General features: G+C 69.6%; 27 protein-coding genes and 1 pseudogene. 13 read left to right on the forward strand and 15 right to left on the reverse strand.

What is annotated here, in order from left to right; genetic code table 11:
* Window positions 1-155 precede the first annotated feature (155 nt).
* The 4 genes from P5G52_RS08735 to P5G52_RS08750 form a co-directional block, all read right to left on the reverse strand.
* On the reverse strand, window positions 156-1034 hold the full coding sequence (locus tag P5G52_RS08735) for an amino acid ABC transporter permease (RefSeq protein WP_301226563.1): 879 nt from the start codon (window positions 1032-1034) through the stop codon (window positions 156-158).
* A complete protein-coding gene (locus P5G52_RS08740) occupies window positions 1031-1708 on the reverse strand; it encodes an amino acid ABC transporter permease (protein WP_301226565.1) in 678 nt (225 codons plus the stop codon). The genes P5G52_RS08735 and P5G52_RS08740 overlap by 4 nt, the downstream gene beginning before the upstream one ends.
* 75 nt (window positions 1709-1783) lie before the next feature.
* Complete coding sequence (locus P5G52_RS08745; RefSeq protein ID WP_301226567.1) at window positions 1784-2620, reverse strand: glutamate ABC transporter substrate-binding protein; 837 nt, start codon at window positions 2618-2620, stop codon at window positions 1784-1786.
* Between the two features lie 46 nt (window positions 2621-2666).
* Entirely contained in the window at window positions 2667-3443 is a 777-nt protein-coding gene (locus P5G52_RS08750; RefSeq protein WP_301226569.1) for an amino acid ABC transporter ATP-binding protein, read from the reverse strand.
* Between the two features lie 118 nt (window positions 3444-3561).
* On the opposite strand from P5G52_RS08750, the gene P5G52_RS08755 reads away from it, so the two are divergent.
* The 5 genes from P5G52_RS08755 (at window position 3562) to P5G52_RS08775 (ending at window position 7102) form a co-directional block, all read left to right on the forward strand.
* Complete coding sequence (locus P5G52_RS08755; protein ID WP_301226571.1) at window positions 3562-4443, forward strand: LOG family protein; 882 nt, start codon at window positions 3562-3564, stop codon at window positions 4441-4443.
* Between the two features lie 44 nt (window positions 4444-4487).
* Window positions 4488-4874 (forward strand): DivIVA domain-containing protein, encoded by a 387-nt coding sequence (locus P5G52_RS08760; RefSeq protein ID WP_301226573.1) that lies wholly within the window; start codon window positions 4488-4490, stop codon window positions 4872-4874.
* The gene (locus tag P5G52_RS08765) at window positions 4871-5545 is read left to right on the forward strand and encodes a DNA-3-methyladenine glycosylase I (RefSeq protein ID WP_435868659.1); all 675 of its coding nucleotides are present in this window, start codon (window positions 4871-4873) and stop codon (window positions 5543-5545) included. Before P5G52_RS08760 ends, P5G52_RS08765 begins: the two co-directional genes overlap by 4 nt.
* Entirely contained in the window at window positions 5542-6771 is a 1230-nt protein-coding gene (locus tag P5G52_RS08770) for a hypothetical protein (protein ID WP_301226575.1), read from the forward strand. Before P5G52_RS08765 ends, P5G52_RS08770 begins: the two co-directional genes overlap by 4 nt.
* 163 nt (window positions 6772-6934) lie before the next feature.
* Entirely contained in the window at window positions 6935-7102 is a 168-nt protein-coding gene (locus tag P5G52_RS08775; RefSeq protein ID WP_087076540.1) for a DUF3117 domain-containing protein, read from the forward strand.
* A gap of 71 nt (window positions 7103-7173) precedes the next feature.
* On the opposite strand, the gene P5G52_RS08780 is transcribed toward P5G52_RS08775, so the two are convergent.
* Window positions 7174-7812, reverse strand: coding sequence for an O-methyltransferase (locus P5G52_RS08780; protein ID WP_087077280.1), 639 nt, complete (start codon window positions 7810-7812; stop codon window positions 7174-7176).
* A 341-nt stretch (window positions 7813-8153) separates the two neighbouring features.
* On the opposite strand from P5G52_RS08780, the gene sigE reads away from it, so the two are divergent.
* The 4 genes and pseudogenes from sigE to P5G52_RS08795 all read left to right on the forward strand — a co-directional run bounded on the left by sigE (window position 8154) and on the right by P5G52_RS08795 (window position 10281).
* Entirely contained in the window at window positions 8154-8771 is a 618-nt protein-coding gene (sigE, locus tag P5G52_RS08785; protein ID WP_301228729.1) for an RNA polymerase sigma factor SigE, read from the forward strand.
* Window positions 8772-8776: 5 nt separating this feature from the next.
* Window positions 8777-8869: pseudogene (locus tag P5G52_RS18295) on the forward strand (zf-HC2 domain-containing protein); the annotation flags it as partial.
* A gap of 244 nt (window positions 8870-9113) precedes the next feature.
* On the forward strand, window positions 9114-9782 hold the full coding sequence (locus P5G52_RS08790; RefSeq protein WP_301226579.1) for a hypothetical protein: 669 nt from the start codon (window positions 9114-9116) through the stop codon (window positions 9780-9782).
* A gap of 97 nt (window positions 9783-9879) precedes the next feature.
* Window positions 9880-10281 carry a twin-arginine translocase TatA/TatE family subunit gene (locus tag P5G52_RS08795; RefSeq protein WP_301226581.1) on the forward strand — a complete coding sequence of 134 codons (402 nt, stop codon included), beginning with the start codon at window positions 9880-9882 and terminating at the stop codon, window positions 10279-10281.
* A gap of 18 nt (window positions 10282-10299) precedes the next feature.
* On the opposite strand, the gene P5G52_RS08800 is transcribed toward P5G52_RS08795, so the two are convergent.
* The 3 genes from P5G52_RS08800 to P5G52_RS08810 are packed head-to-tail and all read right to left on the reverse strand — an operon-like array spanning window position 10300 to window position 13299.
* On the reverse strand, window positions 10300-11427 hold the full coding sequence (locus tag P5G52_RS08800; protein ID WP_301226583.1) for an Mrp/NBP35 family ATP-binding protein: 1128 nt from the start codon (window positions 11425-11427) through the stop codon (window positions 10300-10302).
* Window positions 11424-12023 (reverse strand): DUF1003 domain-containing protein, encoded by a 600-nt coding sequence (locus tag P5G52_RS08805; protein WP_301226585.1) that lies wholly within the window; start codon window positions 12021-12023, stop codon window positions 11424-11426. Before P5G52_RS08805 ends, P5G52_RS08800 begins: the two co-directional genes overlap by 4 nt.
* A complete protein-coding gene (locus tag P5G52_RS08810) occupies window positions 12016-13299 on the reverse strand; it encodes a magnesium transporter MgtE N-terminal domain-containing protein (RefSeq protein ID WP_301226587.1) in 1284 nt (427 codons plus the stop codon). Before P5G52_RS08810 ends, P5G52_RS08805 begins: the two co-directional genes overlap by 8 nt.
* A gap of 175 nt (window positions 13300-13474) precedes the next feature.
* Between P5G52_RS08810 and P5G52_RS08815 the strand changes: the two genes are divergently transcribed.
* Window positions 13475-14326: a YflT domain-containing protein gene (locus P5G52_RS08815; protein WP_301226589.1), complete on the forward strand. Its 852-nt coding sequence runs from the start codon at window positions 13475-13477 to the stop codon at window positions 14324-14326.
* A gap of 113 nt (window positions 14327-14439) precedes the next feature.
* Here P5G52_RS08815 and P5G52_RS08820 read toward each other — a convergent pair whose 3' ends face one another.
* The gene (locus P5G52_RS08820) at window positions 14440-16014 is read right to left on the reverse strand and encodes an aminopeptidase P family protein (RefSeq protein WP_301226591.1); all 1575 of its coding nucleotides are present in this window, start codon (window positions 16012-16014) and stop codon (window positions 14440-14442) included.
* Window positions 16015-16119: 105 nt separating this feature from the next.
* Here P5G52_RS08820 and P5G52_RS08825 point away from each other — a divergent pair, with 105 nt between their 5' ends.
* Entirely contained in the window at window positions 16120-16962 is an 843-nt protein-coding gene (locus P5G52_RS08825; RefSeq protein WP_301226593.1) for a PHP domain-containing protein, read from the forward strand.
* On the opposite strand, the gene P5G52_RS08830 is transcribed toward P5G52_RS08825, so the two are convergent.
* From P5G52_RS08830 to P5G52_RS08845, 4 genes are all read right to left on the reverse strand, one after another.
* A complete protein-coding gene (locus P5G52_RS08830; protein ID WP_301226595.1) occupies window positions 16955-17848 on the reverse strand; it encodes a DNA-methyltransferase in 894 nt (297 codons plus the stop codon). The genes P5G52_RS08825 and P5G52_RS08830 overlap by 8 nt on opposite strands.
* Window positions 17849-17854: 6 nt before the next feature.
* Window positions 17855-19510 carry a DEAD/DEAH box helicase gene (locus P5G52_RS08835; RefSeq protein WP_435868696.1) on the reverse strand — a complete coding sequence of 552 codons (1656 nt, stop codon included), beginning with the start codon at window positions 19508-19510 and terminating at the stop codon, window positions 17855-17857.
* A 331-nt stretch (window positions 19511-19841) separates the two neighbouring features.
* Window positions 19842-21365 carry an RNB domain-containing ribonuclease gene (locus P5G52_RS08840; RefSeq protein ID WP_363321872.1) on the reverse strand — a complete coding sequence of 508 codons (1524 nt, stop codon included), beginning with the start codon at window positions 21363-21365 and terminating at the stop codon, window positions 19842-19844.
* 66 nt (window positions 21366-21431) lie between these two features.
* Window positions 21432-21878 carry a YdeI/OmpD-associated family protein gene (locus P5G52_RS08845; protein ID WP_301226599.1) on the reverse strand — a complete coding sequence of 149 codons (447 nt, stop codon included), beginning with the start codon at window positions 21876-21878 and terminating at the stop codon, window positions 21432-21434.
* A gap of 165 nt (window positions 21879-22043) precedes the next feature.
* Between P5G52_RS08845 and P5G52_RS08850 the strand changes: the two genes are divergently transcribed.
* Window positions 22044-22913, forward strand: a complete 870-nt coding sequence (locus P5G52_RS08850) for a ferritin-like fold-containing protein (protein ID WP_301226601.1) — start codon at window positions 22044-22046, stop codon at window positions 22911-22913.
* A 93-nt stretch (window positions 22914-23006) separates the two neighbouring features.
* Here the strand turns inward: P5G52_RS08850 and P5G52_RS08855 are convergent, their stop codons facing one another.
* Together P5G52_RS08855 and P5G52_RS08860 are read right to left on the reverse strand one after the other, a co-directional pair.
* Entirely contained in the window at window positions 23007-23231 is a 225-nt protein-coding gene (locus P5G52_RS08855; RefSeq protein ID WP_301226603.1) for a DUF3107 domain-containing protein, read from the reverse strand.
* A 49-nt stretch (window positions 23232-23280) separates the two neighbouring features.
* On the reverse strand, window positions 23281-23901 hold the full coding sequence (locus tag P5G52_RS08860) for a TetR/AcrR family transcriptional regulator (RefSeq protein WP_301226605.1): 621 nt from the start codon (window positions 23899-23901) through the stop codon (window positions 23281-23283).
* A gap of 201 nt (window positions 23902-24102) precedes the next feature.
* Between P5G52_RS08860 and moeB the strand changes: the two genes are divergently transcribed.
* Entirely contained in the window at window positions 24103-25374 is a 1272-nt protein-coding gene (gene moeB / locus P5G52_RS08865; RefSeq protein WP_301226607.1) for a molybdopterin-synthase adenylyltransferase MoeB, read from the forward strand.
* Window positions 25375-25380: the final 6 nt, after the last annotated feature.

The following is a 25380-nucleotide window of genomic DNA, read 5'->3' on the forward strand; positions in this document are numbered from 1 at the left end:
TCTGAGCGGCTGATCTGTGCGGCCGGCCTGAGCGACCGTCGGACCCGGCTGGTCCCAGGGGGCTGGATGGCCGGTCCACTGCCCCAAGCATGAGGAAGGGCCCGGCATGTGCCGGGCCCTTCCGTCGTCGTCCTCCGCTCGGAGCCGCCGGGACCTCAGGTGGGAGCCGGGGTGGAGGCATCCAGGGCGATGGACCCCTTGGCGGCCGGCTTGCGCCCCTTCGTCCGGAAGCTCAGGAGGACGGAGAGTCGCGTGGCCAGCGTGGAGAGTGCGAAGTTGATGAGGATGAAGATCGCCGCCGCGACGAACAGGGACGGGATCACGTTGCCCTCGCCCACCCCGAGGCGCCGCGTGAACTGCAGCAGCTCCGGGTAGGTGATGATGAAGCCGAGGGCCGAGTCCTTCAGGATCACGACGAACTGGCTGATGAGTGCCGGCAGCATCGCGATGAGGGCCTGCGGTACCTCAATGTTGCGCAGCGACTGGTTTCTCGTCAGGCCGATCGCCATGCCTGCCTCGCGCTGGCCCTTCGGCAGCCCGTGGACGCCCGAGCGCACCAGTTCGGCGATGACCGACCCGTTGTAGAGCGTCAAAGCGAGGATGACGGCGATCAACGGCGCATCCTGCGGGTTGACGGAGCCTGAGCTGCCGAGGGCCAGCCAGAAGAAGATCATCATGAGCAGCACGGGCACCGCGCGCAGGAATTCGACGACGACCCCGGCGATCCAGCGGATCGGAACGGAGTGCGACAGGCGTCCGACGCCGAAGACCAGGCCGAACAGCACCGAGGTGACGATCGAGATCCCGGCCGCCTTCAGCGTGTTGAGCAGGCCGGGCAGGATGAAGAACTGCCATGTCCGGGATTCGAGGAAGGGCGTCCACATGCCCGCCGTGAGCTGGCCCTTGCCGGCGAGGGCGGAGATCACCCAGGCGAGGATGCCGAGGACGATCAGCGCGCCCACGATGTTCCCGATCAGGATGGTGCGGCGCCCACGCGGGCCGGGGGCGTCGAAGAGGACCTGCTGCGCGCTCATCGTGCCACCGCCAGTTTCCGTGAGGCCCAGGTGGTCAGCAGCCCGATGGGGATCACCAGGATCACGAAGCCGAGGGCGAAGGTGAGGAAGATCGGGATGACGAGGTCCGAGCGGAACTCGATCATGGTCTTCATGAGGCCCGACGATTCGGTGGCGACCGAACCGGCGGCCGCGACGGTGGAGTTCTTGATGAGGGCGATCAGGACGTTGCCGAGGGGAGCGATGGCTCCGCGGAAGGCCTGCGGCAGGATGATGAGCCGTGCTGCCGGCAGGAAGCTCAGGCCGATGGCACGCGCGGCCTCGGCCTGGCCCAGGGGGACCGTGTTGACGCCGCTGCGGATCGCTTCGCAGACGAAGGCGGCGTGGTACAGCGAGAGGCCCACGATGGCGATGCGGAAGAGGCTGGCGTTGAGGTCACTCGCGAGGCTGATCTGCATGACGGAGAACAGCCCGAGGAACCCGAACGCGAGGATGATCGTCAGGGGCGTGTTGCGGAAGACGTTCACGTACGCCGCGCCGAAGAGCTGCAGGCTCGGGATGGGAGAGATGCGGAACAGGGCCAGCACCGTGCCGATCGCCAGGGCCCAGATAGCTGCCCAGAAGGACAACTGGATATTGACCCAGAACGCGGCCGGCACGTTGTAGGTCTCGAACAGCGACAGGTAGTTCTCCACGGTTCACCTCTTTCCTGGTGGGGAACACGGCATTGGCGGGGCGGTCCGCGGACCACCCCACCAATGGGCGCGATGCTAGGCGCAGGGCGCCGGGGTCGGCGGGTTCAGCTCCGCGTTGTAGGTGTAGTCGGCACCCTCGGTGTTCTTGGTGATCGCCTCTTCCCAGGCGCCGTCGTCGATCATCTTGGTGATGGCGGCGTTGATGTCCTCGCACTTGTCGCTGCCCTTGGGGAGCCCCACACCGTAGTTCTCCTCGGAGAACGTGTTGCCCACGACCTTGAACTTGCCGGCGTTCGCGTCCTGCGCGGCAAGGCCGGCGAGGATGATGTCATCGGTGGTGACGGCGTCGATCTGGCCGCCGCCCATCGCGGTGACGCACTCCGCATAGCCCGGCTGCTCGACGAGCTGCACGCCGGGGTACTGGTCCTTGATCTTCTGGGCGGACGTGGAACCGGTCACCGAGCAGAGGTTCTTGCCCTCGAGGTCCTCGGGTCCGGTGATGTCACTGTCCGTGGGGACGAGGAGGTCCTGACCGGCGACGAAGTACGGGCCGGCGAAGTCCACCGTCTCCTTGCGGGTGTCGGTGATGGAGTACGTCGCGAAGATCATGTCCACCTGGTTGTTGGACAGCAGGTTCTCACGGTTGGCGGACGGGGCTTCCACGAACTCGATCTGCTCCTCGGTGAACCCGAGTTCGCCTGCCACGTACTTTGCGACGTCGACGTCGAAACCGGAGTAGGAGCCGCCCTCGTCGTAGCCGAGGCCTGGCTGGTCGAACTTGATGCCGATGCGGACGGTCTCACCGCCGGCATCGCCGCCCTCGCTCTCGCCGCTGTCGCCGCCACCACAGGCGGACAGGGTCAGTGCGGCGAGTGCAGCCACCGCGGCTGCTGCGTATCGGGTTGTGCGCATTGGTTCTCCTTGCTTTGCGGCCGATGGCCTCTTCGGATAAGGGGGGTCAGTGCGAGAGGATCTTGCCGAGGAAGTCCTTGGCGCGGTCACTCTTCGGATTGGTGAAGAACTCCTCCGGCGTCGCCTGCTCCATGATCTGGCCGTCGGCCATGAAGATCACACGGTCGGCGGCCTTGCGGGCGAACCCCATCTCATGGGTCACCACGATCATCGTCATGCCGTCCTTGGCGAGGGCGACCATGGCGTCGAGGACCTCGTTGATCATCTCGGGGTCGAGCGCCGAGGTGGGCTCGTCGAACAGCATCACCTTCGGTTGCATGGCCAGCGCGCGGGCGATCGCGACACGCTGCTGCTGGCCACCGGACAGCTGGGCCGGGAGCTTCTGCGCCTGGTTGTCGACGCCGACGCGCTTGAGGAGGGACATCGCCAGGTCCTTCGCCTCACCGCTCTTCATGCCCCGGACCTTCACCGGGCCGAGCGTGACGTTCTCGAGGATGGACTTGTGGGCGAAGAGGTTGAACGACTGGAAGACCATGCCGACGTCCGCGCGGAGCTTCGCGAGGGCCTTCCCCTCGGCGGGAAGCACCTTGCCATCGATGGTGATCTCGCCGTCGTCGATCGTCTCGAGGCGGTTGATCGCGCGGCAGAGCGTCGACTTCCCGGAACCGGAGGGGCCGATGACAACGACGACCTCGCCACGGGAGACCTCGAGGTTGATGTCCCGGAGAACGTGCAGCTCCCCGAAATGCTTGTTCACGTTCTTGAGGGAGACGAGAGTGTTTCCCGAGGACGCGGGCACAGTCGGTTGCTGTTCACTTGTCATGGGAGAAATCTAGCGAACTATTCCTTGCGGGCGATACGGCGGAGCGGAAGAGCCGTGATCGTGATTGAAGAGCAATCAAAAGCACCCCGGGGCGCCGGCTGTTGGTTAGCCTAGGTAAATGTCTCCCTCCCAGCACCCCGCGGCCAGCGACGACGCTCGCCCCCCTGTGTACGACGACGGCGCCGCCACAGGTTCCCCGCAGCCCTCCGCCGAGGACGGCGGTCCGTTCGGTGCCCGCCCTCCGGGTACGAGCAACGGGGCGGGCAGGGCGACCAGGCGGAAGGGCTCCGTAGAGCTGCGCCGCGGCCAGGCGACGGTGCCGCAGTCGGACAACATGCTCCTCGACGCGGACGACACCAAGGGCTTCACCCGCACCGACCCCTGGCGGGTGCTGCGCATCCAGAGCGAGTTCGTCGAGGGCTTCGGAACCCTCGCCGACCTCGGCCCCGCCATCAGCGTCTTCGGATCGGCCCGGACCGCGCGGAGCTCGTCCTACTACGCGATCGGTGAGGAGGTGGGCCGGAGGCTCGTGCAGTCGGGTTTCGCCGTCATCACCGGGGGCGGCCCGGGCGCCATGGAAGCCGCCAATAAGGGAGCCTGCGAGGCGGGCGGGACGTCAGTGGGGCTGGGCATCGAGCTGCCGTTCGAACAGGGCATGAACGAGTGGGTGGACCTGGGCATCAACTTCCGGTACTTCTTCGCCCGCAAGACCATGTTCGTCAAGTACGCGAGCGGTTTCGTCGTCCTGCCGGGCGGGTTCGGAACCCTCGACGAGCTGTTCGAGGCGATGACGCTCGTGCAGACCGGCAAGGTGACCTCCTTCCCCATCGTGCTGATCGGCGTCGACTACTGGCGCCCCCTCATGGACTGGATCAAGGGCACGCTGCTCGCGGAAGGAACCGTGTCCGAGAAGGATCTCTCGCTGCTGCAGCTCGTCGACACCGCAGAGGAGGCCGTGCAGATCGTGGCGGCATCGGCAGGCCACGACCACCCGTCCTGACCCCGGTCCTGACCCTCCCTGGACCGCTCTGGCACCATTGCGGTGTGACTATCTTCCTGGTGATCCTCGCCATCCTGCTGATGGGAGCAACAGCGGTCCTTGCTTCGGGGCGGCCGTTGCCGGCGCCCTTGCAGCACATCGGGGTGGGTTCCCGGGCCGCCTCCGGTGCCGGTTCAGGCGGGCACGACGACGACTCCCCGCGGAGCGGCGGCATGGGTCTGGTGGAGCCGGTGGCCTCGCTGCCGCCCGTGCTCCTTCCCGACACCCCCTCGGCCCGCGACGTCGATGCCGTCCGTTTCGGCCTCGGACTGCGCGGGTACCGGATGGACCAGGTGGACGAGGTCCTGGACCGGCTGGCCGCAGCGCTCGAGGAGCGGGACGCGGTCATCAGGGACCTGCGCTCGCAGCTCGCCGGCAAGGATGCCGGATGAGCGGGGCGGTTCCCGGATCCGACGGCCGGCGGCGCTGCGGCTGGGCGGTGTCGAGCGAGGAGTACGAGCGGTACCACGATGAGGAGTGGGGACGGCCCGTGCTCGGTGAGGCCGGCCTGTTCGAACGGCTGAGCCTCGAAGCGTTCCAGTCCGGCCTGAGCTGGATCACGATCCTGCGGAAGCGCGAGGCGTTCCGCCGGGCCTTCACCGGCTTCGATCCCGCCGTCGTCGCGGGCTTCGGCGCGCAGGACGTCGAGCGGCTGATGGGTGATGCCGGCATCGTGCGGAACCGGCAGAAGATCGAGGCGACCATCGCCAACGCCCGTGCCCTGCTCGCGCTCCCGGACGGGACCACCCTCGGCTCGGTCCTCGAGAGCCACCGGCCGGTCCCCAGGCCCGCGCCCGCCACCCTCGCGGACGTCCCGGCCATCATCCCCGAGAGCACGGCGCTGGCGCGGGAACTCCGTGGACTCGGCTTCCGCTTCGTGGGACCCACGACCGCATACGCGATGCTTCAGGCCACAGGCTACGTGGACGACCACCTGCAGGACTGCTGGGTCCGGATCGAGCCGCAGCAGGGCCGGCCTTCGTCGGCCGCTTCCGGAGCGGCCGGTACCGCCACTTCCGACCTCGTCGGCCCGGCCGGCGCGGCTGACCCCTCCGGCCCGTGAGTCGCGTGGTGCCGGCCCGGGCGAACCGGTCCGTGCGGTGGAGTGCGCAGTGGTTCGCGCACTGGTCCCTGCAGGTCCTGGTGGTCTTCGCCGCCGGGCGCCTCGTCTCGACCGGAATCCTCCTGCTCGCCGCGGCACGTCAGGGCCCCAGCCCCTGGTCCGGTCCGGCCCCCGCGTATGGCACGTTCATCAACTACTGGGACAGCGGCTGGTACGAACGCATCTTCACCGAGGGCTACCCGACGGACCTGCCGCGGGACGCGCTGGGCGTCGTGAGCCACAACCAGTGGGCGTTCTACCCGCTCTATCCGGGACTCGTCCGGGTCCTCGACGCCGCCACCGGGCTGGGCTGGGAAATCCTCGCACCTCTCGTGTCCGTGGCCGCGGCAGCGGGTGCGTCGCTGGTGATCTACCGGCTCTTCCGTCTCGCGTCGGACCACCGGGCGGCGCTCGCAGGCGTCGCCGTCGTGTCCTTCGCACCCGTCTCTGCCATCCTCCAGGTGCCGTACGCGGAGTCCCTGCACCTGCTGCTCCTCGCGTCCGCGCTGTACCTGGTGTCCACGGGCCGGTATTTCGCGGCGATGCCCGTCGTCGTGCTGATGTGCCTGGCACGACCGGCCGGGGTGCCCTTCGCCATCGCGGTGGGGATCCTGTTCCTTGCCGCCCTCCGAACCGTCCGGCGCAGTGCCGTCCCCGGGGGACCGCCGGCACAGCGGCTGCTGCCCCTGTTCCTGCTGGGGGTGGTCTCGTCGCTCGGCGCTGTCGCCTGGCCGCTGATCGCCTGGGCCGTCACGGGGCAGCGGAACGCCTATGTGGCGACGGAGACCGCGTGGCGTGGTGAGGCGCTGGTCCCCTTCGTGCCGTGGCTCGAGGCACCGGCCGCGGTGGTGGGTCCTGCCGCGGCCGTGCTGGTCGTCGGGGGCCTGCTCCTGTGCGTCGTCGCGCTGTTCCTCGCGCCCGCGGTGCGCTCGATGGGGCTGGTCGCCGGTGCCTGGTGCGCGGCCTACCTGCTGTACCTCGGGGCGTTCTGGGATCCGCAGTCGAGCACGTGGCGCATCCTGTTCCCGCTGTTCCCCCTGGCGCTCGCCGTCGCCGGCAGCCGGAACCGCTTCGGGATCCGTATCCTCTGGGTACTGCTGCCGGTATCGGTACTGCTCCAGTTCTTCTGGGTGGACTGGCTGTGGGGCTGGACCCCGTCCGGACCGGATGGGGATTATCCACCCTGAGTGTGATCCACGCCGCACCTGAATTAGCAGGTGCAGGGCTTGTGCTGAATAATGAAGGTGATGACGTGCACCGCCGGGCCTTTCCACGGGCTACCGGACGGCGCACTGTTTACTGTCGCGCTGCCGCTGATCGCGGTCGCGCCCTGTTGAAAGGGACACCCCCATGGCTGCCATGAAACCGCGTACCGGCGATGGACCGATGGAAGTCACCAAGGAGGGGCGCAGCCTCATCATGCGGGTGCCGATCGACGGCGGCGGACGCCTTGTCGTCGAACTGAACGCCGAGGAAGCGGGCAAGCTCAAGGACTGCCTGCTCACCGTCACCACCTAGGCGGTCCGAACCGGGCGTCCCGGCTCCTGTTCCCCGCGTCGGGGCAGGCGGCAGGCGCCGCCCGCCCGCCGCTAGGCGCGCTGCTTGACCGCGAGCAGGAGCCCGGTCCCCGTCGGCACGAGTGCCGAGACGAGGGCCTCGTTCTCACGGATCATCTTCCCGACCTGGCGGAGCGTATTGGTCGACTGCTCCCGCACGGCAGGTTCCGCCACCCGGTCCTGGTCCAGTGCGTCGTTGATGATCATGATGCCGCCGTCCTTGAGCAGGCGCGTCGCCTGCTCGACGTAGACCGGCAGGCCCGGCTTGTCGGCGTCGATGAACACCAGGTCGTAGGCGGCATCGGTCAGCCGCGGCAGCACGTCCGCCGCGCGCCCCGAGATGGTGCGTGTGCGGTTGGAGGGGATGCCGGCCTCGGAGTAGGCCTCCCGGGCGGCCCGGAGGTGGTCGACGTCGGAATCGATGGTCGTCAGGACCGCATTCCGGCCGAGGCCCCTCAGCAGGCAGACTCCCGACACTCCTGCTCCGGCACCCACCTCGACCGCGGTGCTCGCCTTGGACGCCGCCGCGAGGACGGTGAGTGCTGCGCCGACGGCAGGAGTGACAGGGGCGACGCCGAGCTCGTGGGAGCGGTCGCGCGCCCGAAGCAGGATGTCGTCCTCGTCGGGGAGTCCTTCGGTGTAGGACCAGCTGCTGTGTTTGTCGGCGGCCATGAACATCCGTTCTGTGGTTGCGGGAAGTGGCGGGAGGCGGCGCTCCGGGAGGCAGGCGCCCCGCCCCAACACTACTGTGCGGCGCGGCCGGACTTCCATGCGGCCGGGCGGGCGCGCAGGCAAGGATAGCGGGCCCGGCGTCCCCGGGCAGGCACAACACACGTACCTGCCAGCTAGTTCCCAGCTTGGTGGGAAAGACTTCTCTTTCGGGACATCCAGCATGAGCACGGCCCCGAATCCCCGGTACCACCGCAGCCGTGGCCGCCGCGGGGGAGGACCTGTTCGGGATGCGTGGCGAGAAGGGGTAGATGATGTCTAGCGTGAAGGCGGCACAGGCCGCCATGGAGGCCGTTCCCGGAGCGGACGTGCCTCTCCTCGATGAGCACGGCAACCCGTGGGTCGCACCGTCCTGGGAAGAAGTCGTCACCAACTACTCGCCGAAGGTGTACCGCCTGGCCTACCGCCTCACCGGCAACAAGTTCGACGCCGAGGACCTCACGCAGGAAGTCTTCGTGAGGGTCTTCCGTTCACTGGCGAACTTCAAGCCGGGAACGCTCGACGGCTGGCTGCACCGCATCACCACCAACTTGTTCCTCGACCAGGCGCGGCGCAAGACCCGCATCCGGTTCGACGGACTGACGGAAGAAGCCGAGAGCAGGTTGCCGAGCAAGCATCCCGGCCCCGAGCGCAGCTTCGAATTCAACAACCTGGACATCGACGTGCAGGCAGCCCTGGAGGAACTCCCGCCGGACTTCCGCGCCGCCGTCGTGCTGTGCGACCTCGAGGGCCTGGCGTACGACGAGGTGGCGCAGGTCCTCGGCGTCAAGCTCGGGACCGTCCGCTCGCGCATCCACCGCGGCAGGACGATGCTGCGGGAGAAGCTCGCCCACCGCGACCCGCGGAAGCCAAGCGGGAACGGTGCCGCCCTGGGCGTCCCACGGATCGCCGGCTTGGGTTAGGAACGATGCTTCATCCCCATCGCTCCCTGCAGGACCTCGTGGACGGTGAGTTGTCCGACCGGCGCCGGATCGCCGTCGAACGGCATGTCTCACGCTGTGCGTCGTGCGCCGCGACGGTCTCGCGCCTCCGGAGCCTCAAGAGCGCGCTGCTGGGCCTGCGGAACCCGGCCCCGGATCCGGACCTCCAGCGCAGGCTCCTGTCGCCCGCCTTCGGCTCCACCGCCGGCATGAATACCGGCATGAATACCGGCATGAATACCGGCAGGGACGAGGCCCGGACGGGTTCCAGTGCCGCCTTCGTGCGCGAGCACCACGAACGGGCCGCCCCCCCGTGGACGGACGGTGCTCACCGCCGTCGGTGCCTCGGCCGCCGTCGCCACCGCCATCCTCGGGAGCGCCTACGTCATGGGATCCGAGGCGCGGCCCGTCACGGCCGAGGGGGCGGCGACCGGCGTCACCGCGCTGCAGGCGCGCTGGGAGTCCGTCGCGTCGCAGACCCCCACCTACCTGGACACCGACCAGCTGGAGACCCTCCGGTCCGGAGGCTGGTACTGCCCGGAGCTCGAATCCCTCGGTTTCACGCTGCAGAGCGCCGAGGGCATCACAGTCGCAGGCAGGCCGACCCTGGAGATCGTCCTCGAGAACGACGGCGACACGGTCACCGTCTACGAACAGCGCAAGGTCAGCGGGGTTCGCGGCGCCGACGCTCCGCCGCTGAACGCCGTGACCGGCAACATCGTGACCGCGGACGGCTTCGAGCACATCGGCGGCGCCGAGCGCGACGTCTGGGTCCGTTCCGGCGAACCATGGCAGGTGGTGCTCGACTCGCCGTCCGTCACCTACACCGTGGTCTCGAACCTGCCGGCCGCCGCGATGCCGCAGACGCTCAGCCAGCTCGTCACGGCGGAACACGCCCAACTGGCCCTGTCGCCCCAGGTCCAGGAGGACTCGATGATGGAGCGGATCATCCGCGGCCTCTCGATGATCGCGCATCCCGGGGAGAACGGGTAGGCGACCCTGCGGCGACGCGGACGGCAGGGCGCCACAGCACCTGCCCCGCGGGCCGGGCGAATGTGGTCGGCACTGGCCGGGAAGGTAGTCTTTTCACGTGTTGGGAATCAACGGCCTCGAACTCGTGGTTCTGGCGTTCATCGCCGTCGTGGTGCTCGGCCCGGAACGGCTTCCGGAGTACGCGGCCCAACTCGCCCGGCTCGTGAAGGGCCTGCGGCGCATGGCCACGGGAGCCCGTGAGCAACTCCGGGAAGAGGTCGGTCCGGAACTGGACGAGGTCGATTGGCGCAAGCTCGACCCCCGCCAGTACGACCCCCGCCGCATCATCAAGGAAGCGCTCCTCGACGACTTCGAGGACGTCCTCAAGCCTGTCAGCGGTGGCGGCCCCCGGCCCGCACCCGCTGCGCCTGTACCCGGCGTCGCACGCCCCCCGGCCGTACCGATCGGGCCGCGCCTCGAAGCCGGGCAGGCCGCGCCCTACGACCTCGAGGCGACCTAGCGGAGGCCCTGCCCGGTGTCAGCGGAGGCTGACCGGCAGCCTCAGGCCGTCCAGGCCGCGGGGGCGGCGGGCGAGCGTGGAAGCGATCGCCGTCAGCTCGGCGCGGGCCGTCGAGGTCCCTCCGCCGAGGACGAGGGGAGTGCCGGCATCGCCGCCTTCCCGCAGCGCGACGTCCAGCGGGATGCTGCCCAGCAGGGGGATCTCCGTGCCCAGGGTGGCCGACAGCCTCGTGGCGAGTGTGCTCCCGCCTCCCGCGCCGAAGAGTTCGAGCCGGCCGCCGTCGGGCAGTTCGAGCCAGGACATGTTCTCGATCACCCCGGCGACGCGCTGTCCCGTCTGAGCGGCCATGGCACCGGCCCGTTCGGCGACATCGGCGGCAGCACTCTGCGGCGTCGTGACGACCAGGAGCTCGGATGACGGCAGCAACTGGGCCACGGAGATGGCGATGTCGCCCGTCCCCGGGGGGAGGTCGAGGAACAGGGCGTCCAGGTCGCCGAAGTAGACGTCCGTGAGGAACTGCTCGAGCGCGCGATGCAGCATGGGACCCCGCCAGGAGATGGGCTGGTTGCCCTCCACGAACATGCCGATGGAGATCACCTTCACGCCGTGGGCGACCGGCGGCAGGATGAGCTCGTCGACGCGCGTGGGCTGCTGCGTGATGCCCAGGAGGGCGGGGACGGAGAAGCCGTACACGTCGGCGTCGACGATGCCCACCCGGAGCCCCTGCGCGGCCATGACGACCGCCAGGTTCACCGTCACGCTGGATTTGCCGACACCGCCCTTGCCGCTCGCCACCGCATAGACGCGGGTGAGCGACGACGGGTCGTTGAAGGGGATGCCGCGGCGGCCGCCGGCACCCCTCAGCTGCTCCTTCAGCGCGTCGCGCTGGGCCTGGTCCATGACGCCGAGCTCGACCTCGACGCGCTCCACGCCGTCGACGGCGGACAGGGCGGCTTCGGCGTCCTGCGTGATCGTGTCGCGCAGGGGGCAGCCGGCGATCGTCAGCAGGACCCGGATCCGCACGGTCCGTCCCGTGATGGACACGGACTCGAGCATGCCGAGTTCGGTGATGGGGCGGCGCAGTTCGGGGTCGATCACCGTGGTGAGGGCCGCCCGGACGGCCTCCTCTTCGGGTAAGGGGCTCACCGGACGGGTTTCCTCCCGGCGGGCTGGACCTTCGGCATCGCCACGGTGTTCTCCGACGGCTTGCGGGGCTTCCGTTTCTGCAGGGTCAGCTCCTGGCCGTCGGTCGTCTCGAGGAGTTCCTCGAGGACGGAGCGGAGCTCGGAGCGGACGTAGTCGCGTGTCGCCACCTCGCGCAGGGCGATGCGCAGCTCCGCGATCTCCCGCGTCAGGTACTCGGTGTCGGACAGGTTCCGCTCCGCCCGGTGGCGGTCCTCACGCATGGAGACGCGGTCGCGGTCGTCCTGGCGGTTCTGCGCGAGCAGCAGCAGGGGGGCGGCATAGGAGGCCTGCAGGGAGAGCATCAGGGTCAGTGCCGTGAACCCCAGTGCCGCGCTGTCGAAGCGCAGGTTCGCCGGAGCGACGGTGTTCCACGTCAGCCAGACCGCGACGAAGACAGTCATGTAGAAGAGGAATTGCGGGGTACCCATGAAACGGGCGATGTTCTCCGTGCCGCTGCCGAAGCGGTCCGGGTTCGGTCGCAGGCGCGGGAGGATGCGCTTGCGCGCCTCCCGTGGCGTGTCGAGCCCGCGTGAATTCGACCGGATCTTCTCAACCACGGCGGTCACCTCGTTTCGCTGCGGAGCTGTCGTCCTGTGCCCGCCAGTCGTCGGGCAGCAGGTGATCGAGCACGTCGTCGACGGTCACGGCCCCCACCAGCCTGCCGTCGGTGTTCACCACCGGCAGGGAGTTCAGGTTGTAGGTGGCGAGGATCCTCGACACTTCGCTCACGTTCGCCTGGTCGCCCACGGCCTCGAGGTCCGTGTCGATGATGTTGCCGAGCGGCTCCGGTGGCGGGTAGCGCAGCAGCTGCTGGATGTGCACCACGCCGAGGTAGCGCCCGGTCGGCGTCTCGAGCGGAGGCCGGCACACGAAGATGGACGATGCGAGGGCCGGTGTCAGTTCCTCGCGCCGGACGTGGGCGAGGGCCTCGGCGACGGTCGCCTCGGGCGGGAGGATGACCGGCACCGTGGTCATGAGGGAGCCCGCGGTGTCCTCCTCGTACTCGAGCAGCCGGCGCACGTCCTCGGCGTCGTCGGGCTCCATGAGCTGGAGGAGCTCCTCCTTCTGCGCCTCGGGGAGCTCGTTGAGGAGGTCGGCCGCGTCGTCGGGGTCCATCTCCTCGAGGACGTCCGCCGCACGCTCGCGCGTCAGGGACTGGAGGATCTGGACCTGGTCGTCGTCGGGCAGTTCCTGGAGGACGTCCGCGAGGCGGTCGTCCTGGAGTTCTCCGGCCACCTCGATGCGCCGCTTGTCGTTCATCTCGTGCAGCGCGTCGGCGAAGTCGGCGGGCTTGAGGTCGTCGTGCTGGGCGACGAACTGGGTCGCGCCCTGCGGTTCGTTCGTGGTCCCGTGGAAGGCGTCGAGCCAGCCGATGATGAGGCGCTCGCCGCCGCGACGGAGTCCGCGGAGGGGGGAGGTGGACCCGCCGCGCCGCACGAACAGCTGGGAGACGTGCCAGTCGCCTGCACGGTTGCGCTCCATGGCGATGTCCTCCACGACGGCGCTGCCGCTGCCGTCGCGCAGGGTGAGGCGGCGGTCGAAGAGCTCGGCCACGACCAGCATCTCCGCGCCGCGCTGCTCGAAGCGGCGGAGGTTGACGAGGCCGGTGCAGATGATCTGGGATGGGTCCATCGAGGTGATGCGGGTCATGGGCACGAAGACGCGTTTCTTGCCGGGGACCTCGACCACGAGGCCTACCACCTGCGGGGCCTTGGTCGGGCCGCGGTCGAGCACGACGGCGTCCCGCAGGCGGCCCAGGCGGTCGCCCAGCGGATCGAACACATCGAGGCCCAGCAGTCGGGCGACGAAGACGCGGGTCGGGTTGGTAGTCACTGCTCTAGGCTATCCGGCGCGGCGCGCCGGGAGGGTATCGGCCCTGCGGAAGACGCACGACGCCGGCCGGCGGACCCATGCTTCCGGCGTCCTGCAGGCGGGCGTCCGGCGGCCCTGGAGTTCACCCCCGGCGATACGCCTCCCATCGGCGGGAGCGGTACGGGAGAATGGACGCATGTCGACACCACCACTTGGAACCACTGCATCCCGCGACCTGGGCAGGGTGTTGCCCTCGGGCGAGACCATCGGCCGGTACACCAGCTACCTCGACGCGCAGAAAGCCGTGGACTACCTCGCCGACAACAAGTTCGCCGTGGAGCGCGTAGCCATCATCGGCAACGACCTGAAGACGGTGGAGCGCGTCACGGGTCGCCTCAGCTACCCGCGGGTGGCGCTCGCCAGCGCCGCGACGGGAGCCTGGTTCGGACTGTTCGTGGGACTGATCCTGAGCCTCTTCGCCGGCAGCGAGGCGGGCAGCACCATCTCCTCCTCGATCGCACTGGGTGCCATCTTCTGGCTGCTCTTCGGCGTCATCACCTATGCGTTCCAGCGCGGCAAGCGCGACTTCACCTCCACGAGCCAGGTGATCGCGACGAGCTACGACGTCATCGTGGACCCGAGCCTTGCAGCGGACGCCCGTCGCCTGCTCCAGCAGCTCCCGATGAACGGGCAGGCGCAGCACCCCGGGGCGAACTCCTCGCCCTGGGGCACCGCCCCGGGCCGTGCTCCGCAGCAGGCGCCCGAGCGCCCGGCGTCGTGGAACGACCCCTACTCCGGACAGCAGCAGCCGCAGCCGCAGCAGCCCGGGACGGCGGAGGGTGAGACTGCCGGTGCCGGCACCGGTGGGCCCCGCAGGGGACAGTTCCCCGACCTTCCGGACGGACGGCCCCAGTACGGTGTGCGCGTGGAGGACTCTCCCGTCGGGCCGACGTCGGAGCCCGGTGCACCCGCGGCACCCGCGGCACCCGCGGCCGACGGCCAGGAACCCGGCCCGCACGGCTCCTCAGCCGCCGGCGGCCCGCGCTGACCCGCTGAGGGTCGGACAACACGCCGGAACGGAAAAGGCAGGGACCCTCGGGTCCCTGCCTTTTCCGTTCCGGCCGTCTCCGGCCCGGGCTGCGCCGTGTCCGGCCCTCCGCCCTACTCGTTTCCCCAGATGCCTGCCATCCAGTCCTCGACGTCGTCCGGAGTGCGGGGAAGGGCCGCGCTGAGGTTGACGGGGCCGTTCGCCGTCATCAGGATGTCGTCCTCGATGCGCACGCCGACCCCGCGGTACTCCTCCGGGACGGCGAGGTCCTCGGCCTTGAAGTACAGGCCGGGCTCGATGGTGAACACCATGCCCTCCGTGAGGACGCCGTCCAGGTACAGGTCGCGCTTGGCCTGTGCGCAGTCGTGGACGTCCATGCCGAGGTGGTGGCTCGTGCCGTGCGGCATCCAGCGGCGGTGGTGCTGGCCCTCCGGTGCCAGTGCCTCCTCGAGGGACACGGGCAGGAGACCCCAGCGGTCCAGGTTCTCCGCCAGCACGGTGACGGCCGCGAGGTGGACCTCGCGGAACCTGCGGCCGGGCTGCGCGGCGGCGAAGCCGGCGTCGGCGGCGTCGAGCACGGCCTGGTAGATCCTCCGCTGTATGTCCGTGTAGCGCCCGTTGACGGGCAGGGTCCGGGTGATGTCGGCGGTGTAGAGGCTCTCCGCCTCGACCCCGGCGTCGAGCAGGAGCAGCTCGCCGGCCCTGAGGGAGCCCGTGTTGCGGATCCAGTGCAGCGTGGTGGCGTTGTTCCCCGACGCGGCGATGGTGTCGTAGCCGAGGTCGTTGCCCTCCTCGCGGGCCCGGGCGAAGAACGCGCCCTCGACCACGCGCTCGCCGCGCGGGTGTGTGATGGCGCGGGGAAGGGTCCGGACGACTTCGTGGAAACCGTTGACGGTGGCCGCGACGGCGGCTTCCATCTGCTCGATCTCCCAGTCGTCCTTGATGAGTCTCAGCTCGGACAGGGCTTCGGCGAGCACGGCGTCGAGGGCGTCGGCCTTCTCGAGGTCCACGCCCGTGTTGATGCGGGAGGTGTCGACGAGCGCATCCGCGTTGAAGTCGACCTCGCGCAGCAGGCGGATGCTCACGCCGCCGATCGCGGCGACACCGGCGTCCTTGGTGATGGCGACCTCGAGGTCGGCGAGGTCCGCCGTCTCGAGGGCGAGCTGTGCCCGGATCTGCGCCATCGAGAGGCGATCGCCGATCCAGAAGCCGCCGTAGCGGGAATTCGCGTAGAACTCGGCGCTGTCGCGGCCTGCCAGTTCCCGGAAGTACAGCGTGGCCGCGTGGTTCCCGCCGTCGTCGCCCGTTCCCGGATCGACGGGCTCGAGGACGAGGACGGCGTCGGGCTCGTGGTCGAGTCCGAGGCCGGTCAGGTGCGCGAAGCCGGAGTGCGGGCGGTATCGATAGTCGGTGTCGTTGGAGCGGACCTTGAAGGGCCCGGCCGGAATGACGAGGCGCTCGCCGGGGAAGCGGTCGGAGATGGCACGACGACGGCGGGCCGCATGGGCGGCGACGGGCGCCGTGGCAGGGAGCTCGTCCGAGGCCGGCGCCCAGCTGCCGGCCATGAACGCCTTGAAGGCGTCGGAGTCGGGCCGCTGGGAGCGGTTGTCATTGCGGTCTGACAGCGGCTGGCCCTCCGGTGAGTCGGTGGGATTTCGGGCTGCGGATGCGGTGTCATCGGTGCTCATCCCGCCATCGTCTCACCGTCGCCGCGCAGCAGGAAAGTCCGTCCCTCCCGCAGGGCGGGGCGCCGGTGCCGGACGGAGCCGGCGACGGCGCGTAGATTGGGTCCGGTGAGAATCGATCTGCACACGCACTCCAACGTCTCGGACGGTACCGAGGACCCCGACGTCCTGATCGCGTCCGCGGCGGCCGCAGGCCTCGACGCCGTCGCACTCACCGACCACGACTCCACGGCCGGCTGGGAGCGCGCCGCCGCGGCGGCCGCAGCGCACGGCATCACCTTCGTCCCCGGCATGGAGGTCTCCTGCCGCACCGACACCGGCATCAGCGTGCACGTGCTGTCCTACCTGCACGACCCGGAGCACGCCGGCCTGCGGGAGGAGATCGCGAAATCCCGTACCGCGCGGCTCACGAGGGCCCGGCGCATGGTCGAGCTCATGTCCGCGGACTTCCCCATCACCTGGGACCTGGTCGAGGAGCACGTGACCGAGGGGGCGACCGTGGGGCGCCCGCATATCGCGGATGCGCTGATCGCACTGGGCATCGTCAGTACACGGTCGGAAGCGTTCGAGCGCGTCCTGACGGCGCGCTCACCCTACTGGGTCAGCCACTACGCGCCGCACCCCGCGGAGGCGGTGTCCCTCATCCGGGAGGCGGGCGGTGTCCCCGTCTTCGCGCACCCCTCCGCGTTCAACCGCGGGGCCGTGGTGGGCGGCGCGGTCATCGACGAGATGATCGACGCCGGGCTGCTGGGCCTGGAGATCGATCACCGGGACAACCCGGAGGACGCCCGGGTGGAGCTGCGGAGGATCGCACGCGACAACGGCCTCCTCGTCACGGGCTCCAGCGACTACCACGGCAGCGGGAAGCCGAACCTGCTCGGGGAGAACGTCACGAGCGGCCAGGTCCTCGAGGCCATCGTGTCGCTGGCCACCGGGACCCCGATCAGCTAGCCGTACTGCCCGGGACCTGGAGCCATGGGGCCAGGCGGGCGTGCATGACGTCGATGGCCTGGGGATTGCGGTCCACGCAGACGAAGCGCCGGCCGAGCTTGCCCGCGACCGCTCCGAGCGTCCCCGACCCGGCGAAGAAGTCCAGCACCCAGTCGCCCTCCCGGCTGCTCGCCGCAACGGCCCGCCGCAGCAGGCCCTCGGGCTTCTGCGTCGGATAACCAGTCTTCTCGCGGCCGGTCGGGGACACGATGGTGTGCCACCACACGTCGGTCGGCAGCTTGCCGAGCGCAGCCTTCTCGGCGGTCACGAGGCCGGGGGCCATGTAGGGTTCCCGGTCCACCTCGTCGCTGTTGAAGTAGTAGCCCGAAGGGTTCTTCACGTACACGAGGATGTTGTCGTGCTTGGCGGGCCACTTGCGCTTGGCCCGTGCACCGTAGTCGTAGGCCCAGATGATCTCGTTGAGGAAGCAGTCGCGCCCGAACAGGGCGTCCAGCATGACCTTGGCGTAGTGCACCTCGCGGTAGTCGAGGTGCAGGTAAAGTGTGCCGTCGTCCGCGAGGAGCCGCCATGCCTCGGCGAGCCGAGGCGCGAGGAAGTCCCAGTAGTCCTCGAACGCGTCGTCGTAGCTCGCCAGCATGCCCTTGACGGTCGAGTAGGAGAGGCCCTTGAAGCCCACACGATCGCCCGTGCCTCCGGCCGCCCGGACCATCGTGGTCTGCTGGCGGCGCTGCACGCGGCCGGTGTTGAAAGGCGGGTCGACGTAGATCATCGTGAACGCCGCATCGGGCAGGGTGGCCAGGTATTCCGCATTGTCCGCGTGCACCACGAGGTTGGCGCCGTCCGCACTCCAGTCGGGCAGTACGGACGGCGCAGGAAGCTCGGTCACCGAGGGCTAGTCCTCTGCGCCGCCGGCAGGCTTCGCGACGACCTCGCCATTGCGTCGGCGGGTGCGGCTGCGGCGCTGGCGGTCGCCCGCCGGGGCCTCGCCGTCGCCGGCCGAGCGGCGACGCCGTCCGCCCTCGCCATCGGCCGACGCTGCGGGCGCTGCGGGGGCCTGGGCATCGCTGCTGCGGCTGTCGCTGCGTCCACGGCCCCGCGATCCGCGCGAGCCCTCGCCGGCAGCGCCGTCGCGTCGCTGTCCGCGGTCACCGGAACGTCCGCGACCGGCGTCGTTCCGGCCGCCGTCGTTCCTGGTTCCGTCGGAGTGTCCGCCGCCGCGCTTGCCGGTCTCGCCGAGGTCCTCGAGGACCTCCGCATCGATGCCCGCGAGCTTGCGGTCCTTCCGGGGGAGGCGTCCCTTGGTGCCCTCGGGAATGTCCAGGTCCGTGTACAGGTGCGGCGACGAGGAGTAGGTCTCCACAGGCTCCGGGGTGTCGAGCCCGAGCGCCTTGTTGATCAGGCCCCAGCGGGGGACGTCGTCCCAGTCGACGAAGGTGACCGCGGTGCCCTTCTTGCCGGCGCGTCCCGTGCGGCCCACGCGGTGCAGGTAGGCCTTCTCGTCCTCGGGGCACTGGTAGTTGATGACGTGCGTGATGTCCTCGACGTCGATGCCGCGTGCCGCGACCTCCGTCGCCACGAGGACGTCGATCTTGTCGCCGCGGAAGGCACGCAGTGCCTGCTCGCGCGCGCCCTGTCCGAGATCCCCATGAATGGCTCCGGCCGCGAAGCCGCGGTCGATGAGTTCCTCGGAGAGCTTCGCGGCGGTGCGCTTCGTCTTGCAGAAGATGATGGCGCGTCCGCGGTTCCGGGACTGCAGGATGCGGGCCACGACCTCGGCCTTGTCCAGGTTGTGCGCCCGGTAGATGACCTGGCGGATGTCCTTCTTGGTGATGCCCTCGTCCTCGGGATCCGCGGCGCGGATGTGCGTGGGCTGCGTCATGTAGCGGCGCGCCATGGCGATGACGGGGCCGGGCATGGTCGCGGAGAACAGGAGGGTCTGGCGTACCGGCGGCGTCGCGGCGATCAGGGTCTCGACGTCGGGCAGGAAGCCGAGGTCCAGCATCTCGTCGGCCTCGTCCAGCACGACGATCTTCACGTTCTTGAGGACCAGCAGCTTCTGCCGGTACAGGTCGATCAGGCGGCCGGGCGTGCCGACCACGATCTCGACGCCCTTCTTGATGGCCTCGATCTGCGGCTCGTAGGCGCGGCCGCCGTAGATGGTGACGATGCGCGCGTTGCGCTTCCTGGCCGCCGTCGTGAGGTCGCTGGCGACCTGGACGGCGAGCTCGCGCGTCGGGACGACGACGAGGGCCTGCGGTGCGCCGGGAACCGGGAGCCTGTCGTAGCCTTCGTCATCGGGGCCGACGACGCGCTGGATGGCGGGGATGCCGAAGCCGAGGGTCTTGCCCGTTCCCGTCTTCGCCTGGCCGATGATGTCGTGGCCGCCGAGGGCGATCGACAGGGTCATGGCCTGGATGGGGAAGGGGTGGGTGATGCCGGCGTCCGCGAGGGACTCGACGATGTCCGGGCGGACGTTGAAGTCCGCGAAGGTCTCGGCGACGGCCGCGTGCGGCTCCTCGGTGGTGACCAGGGTCTCCTCGACGTCGATGACGTCGGAGGAGTTGTCGGCGACGAGGTGGTGCGCGTCGGTGGCCGTCGTGTCTGTGTGGTGTGTGTTGTGCACGTTCTACCGTTCATTCAGGCTCTGCGGCCGCTGAGGCTCGACGCCGGGAGAATGTCCCGTGCGGAGCGTATCGGCGGGCGCAGGGCGTCCAGTGGAAGCCGATCGCGGGCTTGCAACTGCGTGCGGGCTGCGGAGGGAGACCTGCGCCTGCGGGAAAACTCGGGATCGAGTAGGTACTGCGGGTTATCGACGAATGATAACGACCGGGCATCCATTACTACGCGTTAAAGACTACCCTGCCCGTCCCTGTCCGGCGTCATTCCAGGCCCCGGAGGGGCGCGTCCGTCGGTTTGACCTCGAAGCGGAGGCGCCGGCGCACGATGTCGGCCTCCACGAGCACCACCGTGACGCGCTCACCCGCCACGAGCTCGCCGTAGCACTTCGCCTCGAGCGGCGGTTCGGTGACCTGCACCGTCCCGGACAGGCGCGGTGCCTGTTTGCCGGGTGCGTCCTCGACGGCGGGCGGCGACCCCTGCAGGACGACGGCCGAGAATGCCTCGCCGATCCGGTTGCTCAGCAGCGCGGCCTGCACGGCATCCATCGCCCCGGAATCCAGCCGGGATGCGATCTGGTTGGAGGACGCCATCAGCGCGTTGAGGTCCGGAAGGGCGGCCCGGACCCAGCCGGGCACCTCCTCGCCGGCGCACAGTGACGCGCAGGTCACGAGCACGAAGCGGTCCACGAGGCGGCGGAGGGGAGCGGTGGCGTGGGCGTAGGGCGCGGCGATGGCCGACTGCACGACGGCGTCCGGCACCTCGCCGTCGAACGCGGTGTAGCCGGCACCCCGGAAGAGCGAGGCCGCGGCGTGCATCAGCGCGAGCTGCCGCGGGTCTGTGACGTCGAGCGTGCGCAGGAAGGCGCCGTAGGGCATGTCCGCCGGCCATGGGTGCTCGAGCGCTTCGGACTGGCGGCGGAACTTGCCGAGCGCCCCCTCGTCGGGCTCGGGCATCGTACGCAGGATGCCGATGCCGCCGTCGATCATCATGCGCGCCGCGGCCATCCCCGTCATCAGCGAGATCTGGGCGTTCCAGTCCTCGCACGGGAGGGCAGGCTCGGTGAGGATGCCGTAGGTCTCGCCGTCGTGCGTGATCTCCTGGCGCGGCAGGTTGAGGCTCGCTCCGCCGCGGTCGAGTTCCTGCTGGAGGCGCCGGATCCCGATCTCGCGGAGCAGGCTGAGCTGCTCGTCGGCGGTACCGGCATCGATGTCCGCCTGGACCTCCGCATAGGTGAGCTGGCGCCGGCTGCGCACCACGGCCCGGCGCACCGAGGCGGACCGGACGATGGCGTCGGCGTCCAGGTGGAAATGCCACACGAATGCGGGGCGGTCCCTGCCGGGAAGCAGGCTCGCCGCGTCCTCGGAGATGACCTCGGGGTGGAGCGAGATGCGGCCGTCCGGCGCATACATGGTCTGGCCCCGGAGCCGGGCCTCACCGTCGATGGCACCGCCCGGGCGGACGAACAGCGGGACGTCGGCGATGGCGTACCAGACCTCGTAGCCCGCGTCGCTCCCTCCACCGGACGCGCCGTCGGACGCACTGCCGCGTGCCAGATGCACGGCCTGGTCCAGGTCCGTGGAGCCCGGCGGATCGATCGTGAGGAATGGAACGTCCCGCAGGTCGGCGGACGGGAGGTGGGAGGTCGCTACCGCGTCCGCAGCCTCCTGCAGGACTGCCTCCGGGAAGTCCTCGCGGATGTCGAGTTCCTCGCGCAGGGCCCGGAGCGACTCGGCGAGGCGCTGGTGGGACTCGCGGTCCCGAAGGTCCATATGCTGTGCTGGCACAGGCCTACGGTAATGCACGTTCCGGACATCGGGCACGCTCCGCCGCGCGGGAGCCCGGACGTGCAGTCAGGAGGCGGATGTGCGGAGGGACTCGACGGCCTTCAGGACCCGTCGCTGTCGCGTGTCGGCGCCCTTCGCCTGCAGGATGGGAAACACGAGGGCCTTCCTGCGGCTGACGGACAGCGCGTCGAACGCACCCACCAGCGCGGGATCACCGGACAGGGCGACGGCGAGGTCCTCGGGCACGTCGACGGTGCGCTCCTCGGTGTCGGGTTCGAGGCGCACCACCACCGTCTGGCCGGCCTCGATCCCGCAGGCCTCGCGGTGCTCCGCGCTGACCGGGATCATCGCCCGGCCGTTCATCGACCCGATCGTGGTGCGGTACGTATAGCTGCCGATGGTGACCCGCACGGCAGGGCGCCTGCCTCCGCCGAGCGCGGCCAGGACGTCCTCCGGCACTTCGAGACCGGTGGCCGTGCGGCCGGAGAGTTCGAGGACGGTGGAGAAGTCCATGGGTGCTGCCTTCCTGCTGCGGCCGGATCTGTCATCGGATCTGTGCTGGGAGCGCGGAATCCCCGCGGCCCGGACCGCGAGCATAGACCGCGGACAGCGTCCCGCAACAGACCCGGACGCCGTGCTGCAGGTTGCCCCGGGCCTTCGATTGCGTACTCTTGCAGAATGAACAACGGCTCCTCCGACGGCACGGCCCTCTCCGCCACCGAGCCGCACCGCACCGCGTCCTTCGGCTCGCCGGGAGCGCCTGCGCCGGCGGACGCTGAGCCGGATGCTGCCGCATCAGGTGCAGCTGGATCGGCTCCTGCCGGATCGGCTGCTGACGGATCGGCTGCTGACGGATCTGCTCCTGCCGGATCGGCAGGGGTTGCCGGGGACGCCCTCACCGACCCCCGCTACGCGCGCTTCGTCGCCGATCTGCTCGGTGTCATCGCCTACGGCGAGCTGTCGGGCTTCGAGCGGCTCTCGTCGGATGCGCGGTTCTCACCCAGCCTCGCGGACCGGGCGAACCTGGCGCGCCTCGCGGTGCAGGAATTCGAGCACTTCGAACTGGTGGGCCGCTTCCTCGCGCAGCTCGGTGTCCCTGTGGAGGATGCCATGGGGCCCTTCCAGGCGTCCGTCGATGCCTTCCATGAGCGCACGCGCCCCGGGGACTGGTACGAGTCCCTCATGAAGGCCTACGTCCTGGACGCCTTCTCCGGCGATTTCTACCGGGCCCTGGCGGACAGCCTGGACCCGCGCACCCGCGAGCTCATCAGCACGATCAACTCGGGCGAGGGCGCCGTACACCTGCAGCGGCGCCTGAAGGAAGCCCTGTCCGAGGACCCGCGGCTCGCCTCGCGGCTGGCGCTCTGGGGGCGCAGGCTCGTGGGGGAAGCTCTCACGCAGGCTCAGCGGGTGGGCATTGAACGCGAGTACCTCGCCGGCCTGCTGTTCGAGGACGAGGCGCACACCACGCAGCACACGACAGCCCTCTTCTCCCAGCTGACCCGCAACCACTCGCGCCGGATGAGCGCACTGGGGCTCACCGCCTAGGGCAGGCACTAGGGCAAACACTAGGGCAAACACGAAAAAACCCGCGGCGGCGGCATACGCCGTCCACCGCGGGTCTCCTCGGGACTGCTGGGACTACAGCGCGCCGAAGCCGACGCGCCGGGTCTCCTCCGCACCGATCTCGACGTAGCCGAGGACGGATGTCGGGACGATGACCTGGCGGCCCTTGGAGTCCTTGAGGCGCAGCTCGGAACCGCTGCTCATCGCCTGGGACACCAGCTCGGCAATCGCGTCCGCGCTCTCGGAGGACTCGAGGATGATCTCCCGGTTGACGTTCTGGATACCGATCTTGATTTCCACGGCGCATGCCTCCTGTGTAGTGAACCTGTGATTCGTACCGAAACCTACCCTAGATCTCCTTGGGGAAGCGGCTGATTCCGCGCCAAGCTAAACGGTAGATCAGCTCCGCCGCGGCATCGATGTCGAGGCTGCCGTCGGTCTCCAGCCAGTAGCGCGCACTGATCTGGGCCATGCCCGCGAGGCCGCGTCCCAGCAGCGTCGCCTCCACCATGGACAGCTGGGTGTCACCGGCGATCACGCCGGCGATCGCGTTGGCGAAGTGCGCATTGAACTCCTCGAGCCGGCGGCTGACATCGGGTTCGTTGCTGATGTCCGATTCGAAGACGAGCCGGTGCGCCTTGCTGTCCTGGGCGATGAACTGGAAGTAGGCCCGCATGGTCGCGTGCACGCGCAGCTTGTTGTCGTCCGTCGAGCGGATCGCGTCGACGAGCAGTTGCGTCAGCTCCGCGAGATGACTGTCGAGCAGGGCGAGGTAGAGGTCACGCTTGCCGGGGAAGTGCTGGTAGAGCACGGGCTTGCTGACCTTGGCCGCCACGGCGATGTCATCCATGGCCGCACCGTGGTACCCGTTGCCCACGAAGACCTCCTGCGCAGCCGCCAGGAGCTGGCGCCGGCGTTCGTCTCGTGGCAGCCGGGGGGCTTTTCCGGCGGCGGTCGGTTCATCACTCACGGGGGGCGATCCTCGGTTCAAAGGTCAGGGACGTCCGCCCAGTTTACCCACCGACTCCCACGCGGCATCGGCGCTCCGGACGTAGCAGGCGGGAGGGGGCTGCGGCGACTGCGGCGGCTACTGCGGACGGCCATTGCCGACGCCGGGCGGCCTCGCGGGCCCTGCGCTGGCCGCCCGCTGTCCTGCGGAATACCCTTGGGCATGACTGCTTTCCCGTCCCCACCGGCCCCAGCGACTGCGGGCGCCTCCGCCACGGAGAGCCCCGCGGCTCCGCCGTCGTCGCTGTCGGGACCGGACGGATTGCCGCCCCTCGTGGACGCGAGCGGGACCCTGACCCAGGACGAGACGCTGCGCTACTCGCGGCACCTCATCATCCCCGGCTTCGGCGTCGACGCGCAGCTGCGCCTCCGGAATGCACGCGTGCTCGTGATCGGCGCGGGCGGGCTCGGTTCGCCGGCGCTGCTCTACCTCGCGGCTGCGGGAGTGGGCACGCTCGGCATCGTGGACGACGACGACGTCGAGCTCTCGAACCTGCAGCGCCAGGTGATCCACGGCATGCCGGACCTCGGCCGGTCGAAGGCGGAGTCCGCGCGGGACAGCATTCTGGAGCTCAATCCGCTGGTCGAGGTGATCCTGCACCAGGAACGGCTCGACCGGTCGAACGCGCTGGCGCTGTTCGGCAGGTACGACCTGATCGTCGACGGCACGGACAACTTCGCCACGCGCTACCTCGTGAACGACGCCGCGGCGATCCTCGGCAAGCCCTACGTGTGGGGTTCCATCCTCCGCTTCGACGGGCAGGTGAGCGTCTTCTGGCAGGACCACGGCCCCACCTACCGCGACCTCTACCCGGAAGCACCCCCGCCCGGATCCGTGCCGTCCTGTGCGGAGGGCGGGGTGCTCGGCGTCCTGTGCGCTCAGATCGGGTCCGTCATGGTCAACGAGGCGATCAAGCTGATCACCGGAGTGGGAACCACGCTGCTCGGCAGGGTGCTGGTCTTCAACGCGCTGGACATGAGCTGGCGGGAGCTGCGGGTACGGCCGGACCCGACGGCCACCCGGGTCACCGAGCTCATCGACTACGAGCAGTTCTGCGGCATGCCCGCCGCCGGTGCTGCGGACGCGGGCACGGCCGAGGATCCGGTCCCGACCGTGTCGGTGGACGAGCTCGCTGGACTCCTCGCGGCACGGGCGGTCGGGGAGGCCGACTTCGACCTGCTGGATGTCCGCAATCCCGAGGAGTACGCGATCGTGAGCATCGACGGCGCGGTGCTGGTCCCGAAGAACTCCATCCTCGACGGTGACGCGGCGGTCGACAGCACCCGGACGGTCCTGGTCCACTGCAAGTCGGGTGTCCGCTCCGCCGACGTCGTCCGGTTCCTCCGCGCACAGGGCCACCCGGACGTGCGGTCCGTGGACGGCGGGATTCTCGAGTGGGTGCGCAGGATCGAACCGGAGAAACTGACCTACTAGTCCCGT

The organism is Arthrobacter burdickii, assembly GCF_030433645.1.
GTDB lineage: Bacteria > Actinomycetota > Actinomycetes > Actinomycetales > Micrococcaceae > Arthrobacter_D > Arthrobacter_D burdickii.

What these genes read in the sequence shown, in the direction of transcription:
- P5G52_RS08735 (WP_301226563.1), bottom strand. Translation starts at nt 1,034, where the DNA reads ATGAGCGCGCAGCAGGTCCTCTTCGACGCCCCCGGCCCGCGTGGGCGC.
- P5G52_RS08745 (WP_301226567.1), bottom strand. Translation starts at nt 2,620, where the DNA reads ATGCGCACAACCCGATACGCAGCAGCCGCGGTGGCTGCACTCGCCGCA.
- P5G52_RS08750 (WP_301226569.1), bottom strand. Translation starts at nt 3,443, where the DNA reads ATGACAAGTGAACAGCAACCGACTGTGCCCGCGTCCTCGGGAAACACT.
- P5G52_RS08755 (WP_301226571.1), top strand. Translation starts at nt 3,562, where the DNA reads ATGTCTCCCTCCCAGCACCCCGCGGCCAGCGACGACGCTCGCCCCCCT.
- P5G52_RS08765 (WP_435868659.1), top strand. Translation starts at nt 4,871, where the DNA reads ATGAGCGGGGCGGTTCCCGGATCCGACGGCCGGCGGCGCTGCGGCTGG.
- P5G52_RS08775 (WP_087076540.1), top strand. Translation starts at nt 6,935, where the DNA reads ATGGCTGCCATGAAACCGCGTACCGGCGATGGACCGATGGAAGTCACC.
- P5G52_RS08780 (WP_087077280.1), bottom strand. Translation starts at nt 7,812, where the DNA reads ATGGCCGCCGACAAACACAGCAGCTGGTCCTACACCGAAGGACTCCCC.
- sigE (WP_301228729.1), top strand. Translation starts at nt 8,154, where the DNA reads ATGGAGGCCGTTCCCGGAGCGGACGTGCCTCTCCTCGATGAGCACGGC.
- P5G52_RS08815 (WP_301226589.1), top strand. Translation starts at nt 13,475, where the DNA reads ATGTCGACACCACCACTTGGAACCACTGCATCCCGCGACCTGGGCAGG.
- P5G52_RS08820 (WP_301226591.1), bottom strand. Translation starts at nt 16,014, where the DNA reads ATGAGCACCGATGACACCGCATCCGCAGCCCGAAATCCCACCGACTCA.
- P5G52_RS08845 (WP_301226599.1), bottom strand. Translation starts at nt 21,878, where the DNA reads ATGGACTTCTCCACCGTCCTCGAACTCTCCGGCCGCACGGCCACCGGT.
- P5G52_RS08850 (WP_301226601.1), top strand. Translation starts at nt 22,044, where the DNA reads ATGAACAACGGCTCCTCCGACGGCACGGCCCTCTCCGCCACCGAGCCG.
- moeB (WP_301226607.1), top strand. Translation starts at nt 24,103, where the DNA reads ATGACTGCTTTCCCGTCCCCACCGGCCCCAGCGACTGCGGGCGCCTCC.